This window comes from Streptomyces marokkonensis (genome assembly GCF_039539045.1).
In the GTDB taxonomy this organism is placed as follows: Bacteria; Actinomycetota; Actinomycetes; order Streptomycetales; family Streptomycetaceae; genus Streptomyces; species Streptomyces marokkonensis.
This window is the reverse complement of record NZ_BAABCQ010000247.1, coordinates 1-7,944: the sequence shown is the minus strand read 5'-3', so window position 1 is coordinate 7,944 and position 7,944 is coordinate 1. Positions and strand designations below refer to the sequence as shown.

At 72.3% G+C, this 7,944-nt stretch carries 6 protein-coding genes; 2 read left to right on the top strand and 4 right to left on the bottom strand.

The window, feature by feature from the left end:
- Positions 1-81: 81 nt before the first annotated feature.
- Together ABEA26_RS33690 and ABEA26_RS33685 are read right to left on the bottom strand one after the other, a co-directional pair.
- A complete protein-coding gene (locus ABEA26_RS33690) occupies positions 82-837 on the bottom strand; it encodes a YcnI family copper-binding membrane protein (protein ID WP_345597559.1) in 756 nt (251 codons plus the stop codon).
- A 145-nt stretch (positions 838-982) separates the two neighbouring features.
- Positions 983-1,831, bottom strand: coding sequence for a hypothetical protein (locus ABEA26_RS33685; protein WP_345597557.1), 849 nt, complete (start codon positions 1,829-1,831; stop codon positions 983-985).
- A gap of 253 nt (positions 1,832-2,084) precedes the next feature.
- On the opposite strand from ABEA26_RS33685, the gene ABEA26_RS33680 reads away from it, so the two are divergent.
- Positions 2,085-2,549, top strand: a complete 465-nt coding sequence (locus tag ABEA26_RS33680) for an ATP-binding protein (protein ID WP_345597555.1) — start codon at positions 2,085-2,087, stop codon at positions 2,547-2,549.
- A gap of 306 nt (positions 2,550-2,855) precedes the next feature.
- Here the strand turns inward: ABEA26_RS33680 and ABEA26_RS33675 are convergent, their stop codons facing one another.
- Both ABEA26_RS33675 and ABEA26_RS33670 read right to left on the bottom strand, forming a co-directional pair.
- Positions 2,856-4,343, bottom strand: a complete 1,488-nt coding sequence (locus ABEA26_RS33675) for an aminopeptidase P family protein (protein ID WP_345597554.1) — start codon at positions 4,341-4,343, stop codon at positions 2,856-2,858.
- A gap of 197 nt (positions 4,344-4,540) precedes the next feature.
- Positions 4,541-6,010, bottom strand: coding sequence for a PP2C family protein-serine/threonine phosphatase (locus ABEA26_RS33670; RefSeq protein ID WP_345597552.1), 1,470 nt, complete (start codon positions 6,008-6,010; stop codon positions 4,541-4,543).
- Positions 6,011-6,659: 649 nt separating this feature from the next.
- On the opposite strand from ABEA26_RS33670, the gene ABEA26_RS33665 reads away from it, so the two are divergent.
- On the top strand, positions 6,660-7,325 hold the full coding sequence (locus ABEA26_RS33665) for a bifunctional DNA primase/polymerase (protein ID WP_345597550.1): 666 nt from the start codon (positions 6,660-6,662) through the stop codon (positions 7,323-7,325).
- The last annotated feature ends 619 nt before the right edge of the window (positions 7,326-7,944 follow it).

Here is a 7,944-nt window from a genome sequence, read left to right as displayed (position 1 = left end):
GGACCGACGGAGGGTGCCCGGCGCGCACCGGACGAGGGGATGCGTGGGCGTTGTTACGCGGACGCACCGGCGCGGGCGTTGTTACGCCGACGCACCGGAGTCGCGTCGGCGGCCGGCCAGCACGCCGTAGGCGACGCCCGCGGCGCCGACGACGATGCCGACGACCGCGAGAACACGTGCGGTGGTGTCGCTGCTGTCACCGGAGCCGGAGTCGGACGATGCGGAGGTGTCGGCGGCGGCGTTCTGCGCGGCCTCGGTGTCGTCCCCGGCCTTCGCGCCCGACGATCCGTGGGCGTCGCCCTCGGCGGCGGCCAGCTCCAGCACGGGTGCCGGGTTCTCGGGCTCCTCCTGGCCCTCCTGCGGCACTTCGATCCAGCGGACGACCTCCTTGTTGTCGTACGTCTGGATCGCCTTGAACACCAGTTGGTCGGCGTTCTCGGGCAGGGCGCCGACGGAGACCGGGAACTTCTGGAAGTAGCCGGGCTCGATGCCCTTGCCGTCGGCGGTCCAGGTGACCTTGGTGACGGCCTCGGTGAGCTGCTTGCCGTGCGACTCGAGCGGCTTGTCCAGCTTGGACTTGGTGACGACGGCCTTCCAGCCGGGGACCGGCTGCGGCATTACGGACGCCAGCGGGTGGTCGGTGGGGAAGTTGACCTCCAGCTTGGTGGTGGAGGCGTTGTCGCGTTCGTTGGGGACCTTGAAGCCGACGACCGCGTAGCCGCCCTTGGCGGCCGTGCCCTCGGGCTGCACGCTGACGTGCGCGAAGGCGGGGGCGGACAGGGCGAGGACGGCGATGCCGGAGACGGCGCCGGCGGCGGCGATACGAGAAGCCTTCATGGACGAGCACTCCACTTCGAGTGGGGCACCGGTGCTGAGCCGGTGACGAGTGACTGGAGGGATGCGCGCACGCGCGCGTGCCGCACGACGGCGGCCCCTCCGGACAGTGGCCGATGGGCCGAAGTGGGGTGGTGGTCGCGTCGTGTCAGGCGGCGAGGGAGAACGCGTCGCTCGGCGGGCCGCGCCTGATCACCGTGTGCTGGAGTGCGGTGGTGCGGGACCGCGGCGGCACCGGCCGGGGGGTGTGCGGCAGGCGCGGGCCCGTCCCGGGGGCACCGGCGAGCCCGGCGTGCAGGGTGCGGACCAGTGAGAGCGCCGCGCGCAGGGCGCGCACGAACGCGGCCTCGGCCACCGAGTGGGCCGAGTGCGTCGACAGTTCGACGAGCCGGGCCAGGGCCAGGTCCCCTCGCCGCAGCAGCCAGCCGGCGGCCAGGGCCGCGAGGACGTGGCCGAGCAGCATCGGCAGGGACGGCAGCAGCGAGGCCGGGGAGCCGGCGGTGGACAGGGCGTCGGCAGGGTGGTGTGCCGCGCCGGTGGTGACGTCGGGAGCGATCCTGGCGTCGGTCAGGATCCGCTGGGCCTGGGCCGGGCTGATCGCCGCCGCGGTGGTCCCGCACACCAGCCGTACGGCCTGCTGGATCAGGGAGGCGTCGGACAGCGGGCCGGACCCGCCGGTGGACGCGACGGCCGTACCGGACGCAGTGACCGCGGTGGCGCCGTGCTGGCCCAGTCCGAACAGGGTGTGCAGTGCGGTCTGCCCGAGGGTGAGCAGCACCGTGATGCCGGCCAGCGAGCGTTCGCGTCCGGCGAGGGGCGCGGCGACCATGACCGTCCCGAGGAATCCGGCGCCCAGCGACCACAGGGGAACGGCGGCGCAGGAGGCGAGGGTGTGCCCCGCCGCGGACAGCACGACGCAGACCGCGGCGAACACCGCGGCCCGCAGGATCCGGAGATCGTTCCCGGAGCGCGCCGTAGGCGAGTGGGGGGCAGTCATGGCCGCCTCATCATCCCACTGGCACCCCCCGCGCCGTACGGCAGGTCCACAAGATGCCGTACGACCGGGAGAGGAGCGGAAGGTCATGTTCTGGTGCGAGCCGTCCTGTTCTGGTCGGAGTCGTCCCGCATACACCGATTGGCGGCAGGGCCGCATCCGCCATCCGGACGGTCTCGCGCGACGACGGCGCTTACGCCCGGGCGCGGGGGGCAATACGTATCGGTATGTCGAGCCGCGGCCGGGAGGCTGGAGCATGAGCATCTGGTGGTCACTCCATTTGCGGCGCGAGGCTGCGAGCGTGCCCCTGGCCCGCCGCCTGCTGATCGGCACCATGGAGACCGCGGGCGTCGACCCCGACATCTCCTTCGATCTCTCCGTCGCGCTGAGCGAGGCCTGCGCGAATGCCGTCGAGCACGGCGGCGACGACGAGCCCGGCGGTCCCTCGGAGGCGTACCGCGTCACGGCCTACCTCGACGGCGAGCGGTGCCGCATCGAGGTCGCCGACACGGGCCCGGGGTTCCCCGCGGCCGTTGCGGGGAGGCCGGGGGCAGTGGCGCGCCCGGTGCCCGACGAGGCCGAGGACGGCCGCGGCCTGTGTCTCATCCGGGAACTCGCCGACCACGTCCATATCGGCGGTACGCCGGGCCGGGCCGGTGCCGTGGTGAGCTTCGACAAGATCCTCAAGTGGCGCGAGGGTACTCCGCTGATGGCGGTCTGACGGGCGGGAGGCGGCCGGGCGGCAAGCCGCATCAGGCCCCCGCGTCCGTGCGCCTCCTGTGCCTCCTGTGCCTCCTGTGCCTCCTGCGCCTCGGGATACGCCCGTTCCCGGGTGTCCCATACCCCACGACCAGCCCCTGCGGCCGGTCCGACCGGCCTGGGCACGGGACGGCGAGGGGTGCGCAGAGGAGAACGAGGACGGAGACGGGGCGGGGGCCGCCAGTGGTCACAGAGCCGGCGGACGCGGGCCCCGGGCACGTCGATGGCCGGGTACCTGTGGGGTACCCGGCCATCATCGAACCGTGGATCAGGCCTTCAGCGCGGCCATCCACTCCTCGACCTCGTCCGACCGGCGCGGCAGCCCGGCGGACAGGTTCCGGTTGCCGTCCGCGGTGACGAGGATGTCGTCCTCGATGCGGACGCCGATGCCCCGGTACTCCTCGGGCACGCTCAGGTCGTCGGCCTGGAAGTACAGGCCCGGCTCGACGGTGAGCACCATGCCGGGCTCCAGCGTGCCGTCGACGTAGGACTCCACGCGCGCGGCGGCGCAGTCGTGGACGTCCATGCCGAGCATGTGGCCGGTGCCGTGCAGCGTCCAGCGGCGCTGCAGGCCCAGCTCCAGCACCCGCTCGACGGGACCCTCGACCAGGCCCCATTCGACGAGCCGCTCGGCCAGCACGCGCTGGGACGCGTCGTGGAAGTCCCGGAACTTGCCACCCGGCTGCACGGCCGCGATACCGGCCTCCTGGGCGTCGTAGACGGCGTCGTAGATCTTCTTCTGCAGCTCGCTGTAGCGGCCGTTGACCGGCAGCGTGCGCGTGACGTCGGCGGTGTAGTACGTGTGCGTCTCCACGCCCGCGTCGAGCAGCAGGAGGTCGCCGGAGCGGACCGGGCCGTCGTTGCGTACCCAGTGCAGGGTGCAGGCGTGCGGGCCGGCGGCGCAGATGGAGCCGTAGCCGACGTCGTTGCCCTCCACGCGCGCGCGGAGGAAGAAGGTGCCCTCGATGTAGCGCTCGGACGTCGCCTCGGCCTTGTCGAGGACCTTCACGACGTCCTCGAAGCCGCGCACGGTGGAGTCGACGGCCTTCTGCAGCTCGCCGACCTCGAACTCGTCCTTGACCAGGCGGGCCTCGGAGAGGAAGACGCGCAGTTCCTCGTCGCGCTCGGCGGTGACCTTGTCGGTCAGCGCCGCCTCGATGCCGGCGTCGAAGCCGCGTACGACGCGCACCGGGCCGGTGGCCTCGCGCAGGCTCCCGGCCAGCTCGCGGACGTCGGATGCGGGGATGCCGTACCGCTTCTCCGCCTCGGTGAGGGAGTGGCGGCGGCCGACCCACAGCTCGCCCTGGCCGTCGAGCCAGAACTCGCCGTTCTCACGGTCGGAGCGCGGCAGGAGGTAGATCGTCGCGGTGTGACCGTCACCCTTGGGCTCCAGGACCAGGACGCCGTCTGCGCTGTCATCGGGCCGGCCGCCAGTGAGGTAGGCGTACTCGACCGAGGCGCGGAAGGAGTACTCCGTGTCGTTCGAGCGGGTCTTCAGATTGCCCGCGGGGATCACCAGGCGCTCGCCCGGGAAACGGGCGGACAGCGCGGCCCGGCGGGCGGCGGTCTCGGCGACCTGGGCGATCGGCTCGAGGTCGCGCAGCTCGGTGTCGGCCCAGCCGGACTTCATGTTCTCGGCCAGTTCGTCGGACACGCCCGGGTACAGGCCGTTCTTGCGCTGCTTGATCGGCTCCTCGGTCTCGTTCTCCGGGTTCTCCGGGGTCTCCGGGTTCTCCGGGGTGAGCTCCTCCGCCACGGTCATCCTCCTTGATACGGCACTGGACCACCCCCCATCGTACGGTCGTACGGAAGGGGGCCCAGGGCCGTAGGGCCTGTTACATGGAGGCACTACCGTCCGTTATGTGTGACGTGCGGTGGGTCAGTGACCCGCTGTGCGAACAGCGCCGGCTGAACCGGTGCCCGGCAAACCGGTGCCCGGCAAACCGGTGCCGGTTATTCGAACCGGACGGCCAGCAGAACGACGTCCTCCTCGGAGTCCGCCTCGGCCTTCCCGTCCGGCAGCACCGTGCGCAGGACGTGCTCCGCGACGGCGTCCGGGTCGTGGCGCTCGGCCCGGGGCACGCCGGCCGCCGCCGCGTGCAGGCGGGCGAAGGCGCGGTCGGCCGGGTCGCCGGTACGGTGCAGCAGCCCGTCGGTGTACAGCAGCACCGTCTCCCCGGCTTCGGCCTGGACCTCCACGCTGGGCGCCTCCCAGCAGGCGAGCATGCCGAGCGGCGCGGAGACGGAGGTCTCGACGAACTCCGTGCGCCGCTCCCCGATCAGCAGCGGCGGGCTGTGTCCGGCGCCGGCCAGGGTGATCCGGCGCAGCGCGGGCTCGACGTAGCCGAACAGGGCGGTGGCCGAGCGGGCGGGTTCGGTGACCCGTAGCAGCAGTTCCAGGTCGGACAGGACCGCGACCGGGTCCTCGCCCTCCATCACGGCGTACGCGCGCAGCGAGGCCCGCAGCCGCCCCATCGCGGCGACCGCGCTGGGCCCGGACCCGGTGACGGACCCGACGGCGAGACCGAGCGCGGCGTCCGGCAGCGGCAGCGCGTCGTACCAGTCGCCGCCGCCGCGCGGACCGGTGCGGTGCCGGGCGGCGAGCTGGACGCCGGGCACCCGCGGCAGACGGGAGGGGAGCAGTTCCTCGGCCATCGTCGCCATGCACGCGCGCGTGCGCTCGGTTTCCAGGAGCCGGGCCAGGTGCTGGGCGGCGTACCGGGCGTAGAGGCCGGCGAGGTGGCGTTGGCGCTCACCAGGTTCGGCGGGCTCGTCGTAGAGCCATACGGCGGCCCCCAGGCGCCCGGTGCCTTCGGCGGACAGGGGCAGCGCGTGGCCCGCGGCATAGCCGAGGCGGGTGGCGACTTCGCGGTGGCGGGGGTCGAGGCCCTTCTCCGCGAGCAGATCGGGTTCGGTGATCCCGCCCTCGCAGACCGGCAGCCCGTCGAGAATCCGCCCGTGGGGCAGGGAACTCCGGGGGACGGTCTCGAGGTGGCCGAGATCGGCGCGGGACAGGCCGAGGCCGACGGTGGTGTCCGGGCCGAGTCCGTCGGCCGGTTCCAGGACGACCAGTCCGCGCCTGGCGCCCACCAGGGCGGCTCCGGCGCGCAGTACTTCCTGGAGGCCTTCGGCAAGGGAGTCCGTACGGACCAGGCGCTCGGTCAGCTCCTGCAGGGTCGTCAGGTCCGAGACCCAGCCGGCCAACCGGTCCTGGAGCAGGGTGCCGGGAGCACAGGGCGCACCAGAGGCGTCGGTGACATCTGTGACGTCTGTGAGATCTGTGACATCTGTGACGTCCGAGGCATCCGTGGCGTTTGATGCGGTGGGCGGGGAGGTACCCGGGGCGACGGACGCGACAGTGTGTGCGGGGGCCGGAACCGTTGAATCGATTCCAGCCACTTTCGCAGGGTGCGGGGTCTTCATGGCGTCCGGCCTTTCGACCGGCAGTTACTGCTGAAAAGCATCGCAAACCCCCATGTCATTCTGCGCCGCTAGCAGTGTCTCCACATGTACACGCACTCGTTAGGAGATGTCCAGCATTGTCCTGCCGGGATTCCTGGTGTCCGTGAGGTGTGAGTGGCCCCCTCGCGACCTCTTGCGGAAAGGCAGAATTGGCTTGAAACTTCCCTGGAGGGCGGCTTGTTGCGGTCGACTGGGGGGGCTTTACGGAGCGTCACAGCGGTCGCGATGGGTACGTACTCGGAGAAGACCAGGGGTGGTTGGGGGCCACCCGGAACCTGGCGGCGGACCCGGGCGTCCTATCCACCGACGACCGTGCCCCATCCTCCCGTGGCGGAGGCGGAGAGAAATACGCGGGACGGTAAAACGCCAGACTTCGCCACCCCGCGCCACGCCCATGCTTTTGACAGACGCAGTGTGGACGGAACCGCCGCGGACGCAGTCAGTGCTCGACCCACAGGGGTTTCCCCTGCCCACGGCAGTGATGCCCCCCGGCAGAGAAGCCCGTGGCCGGGATGTGATGCGCCACCAGCTACGCACAGCGAAGAGATCGACACATGGTGTGATGTGACCACGGTGTTGCCAGGCGTGCAACGGAAAGGAACGAGCGCTCATGCGCGAGATCCTCGGAAGGCGACGCAGGCTCTTGTCCCAGCACGACGACGGGCGGCCTGAGCTGATCGGCGCGGCCCTGACCTACGCGACACAATGGCAGTGGCCCGTACTCCCGGGTGTGGCGGCGGACCCGCGGGCGGGGTCGCGCTGCGGCTGCCCCGACCCGGAGTGCACGGTGCCCGGCGCGCATCCCTTCGACCCCGGGCTCCTGGCGGCCACCACCGACGCACGCATGGTGCGCTGGTGGTGGACCAACCGGCCCACCGCGCCGATCGTCCTGGCCACCGGAGACAGCGCCCCGTGCGCAGTCTCCCTGCCCGCCCTGCCGGCCGCCCACGCCCTGGCCGCGCTCGACCGGGCCGGTCTGCGACTCGGCCCGGTGGTCGCCTCGCCCACCCGCTGGGCCCTGCTGGTCAAGCCGTACTCCATGGAGCAGCTGGGTGAGTTGCTCTACGCCAAGGACTTCGTCCCCGGCTCCCTGCGTTTCCACGGCGAGGGCGGCTATCTCGCGCTGCCGCCGTCCGAGACCGGCGGGGGCACCGTGCGCTGGGAGCGGGCGCCGCTGCCCGGCTCCGCCTCACCCTGGGTGCCCGACGTGGAGGCCGTGGTGGACGCGGTGGTCGATGCCCTCACCCGTACGGGTGTGAGCGCGCCCGAGTTGTAGGGGGCGTCGGGCGTGCGCGGGCTCCCGCGCACGCCCGTGTCGTTGTCGTCCGCCCCATGCCGCTTCATGCCGGGGAGCAGCACGCCGCCGGACGGCGCGCCGTGCCGGGCTGTACCGTGCCGGGTCGTATCTCGGGTCGCGCCGTGCGGGCCTGCGTCGTGCCCCAGGGGCAGAGACCTGGGCCCGGACCTACTACCGCAACGCGACCGGAGACCCGCTCGAATCCGCGGTGAGTGGTGAGCCTCATGGAACCCGGCGTACGCAGCGTGCGGGTGCGCTGCTCGGTGGGTGCCGAGGGTGCGCCGGCTGCGAGACGCCCGGAGAGCGTGCCCGGGGCGGGCCGGCGGCGTACACCGCGGTCGCGGAGTTCGCGGGCCGGCCGGAAACGGACCACTGCTGCTGCGTCCCGGTAGGAACCGTGGCGACGGGTGTGGTCGTGGCGGCGACGGGGGAGGTGGCGCTAACGAGGCCCGCTCGGAGCGCTACGGGGTCGATAGGGACGACAGGTCCGCTGAGAGCGATGGCGACGATGGAACCAACTCGCCTGTGGAAGCGGGGAGTTGGCTCGCGACTGCGGTGCGTGTGCGACCGGGTGAAAGAAAAGGCCCGGTTGCTGGCG

Coding starts and splice junctions, on each gene's coding strand:
- ABEA26_RS33690 (WP_345597559.1), bottom strand. CDS start 837: ATGAAGGCTTCTCGTATCGCCGCCGCCGGCGCCGTCTCCGGCATCGCC.
- ABEA26_RS33685 (WP_345597557.1), bottom strand. CDS start 1,831: ATGACTGCCCCCCACTCGCCTACGGCGCGCTCCGGGAACGATCTCCGG.
- ABEA26_RS33680 (WP_345597555.1), top strand. CDS start 2,085: ATGAGCATCTGGTGGTCACTCCATTTGCGGCGCGAGGCTGCGAGCGTG.
- ABEA26_RS33670 (WP_345597552.1), bottom strand. CDS start 6,010: ATGAAGACCCCGCACCCTGCGAAAGTGGCTGGAATCGATTCAACGGTT.
- ABEA26_RS33665 (WP_345597550.1), top strand. CDS start 6,660: ATGCGCGAGATCCTCGGAAGGCGACGCAGGCTCTTGTCCCAGCACGAC.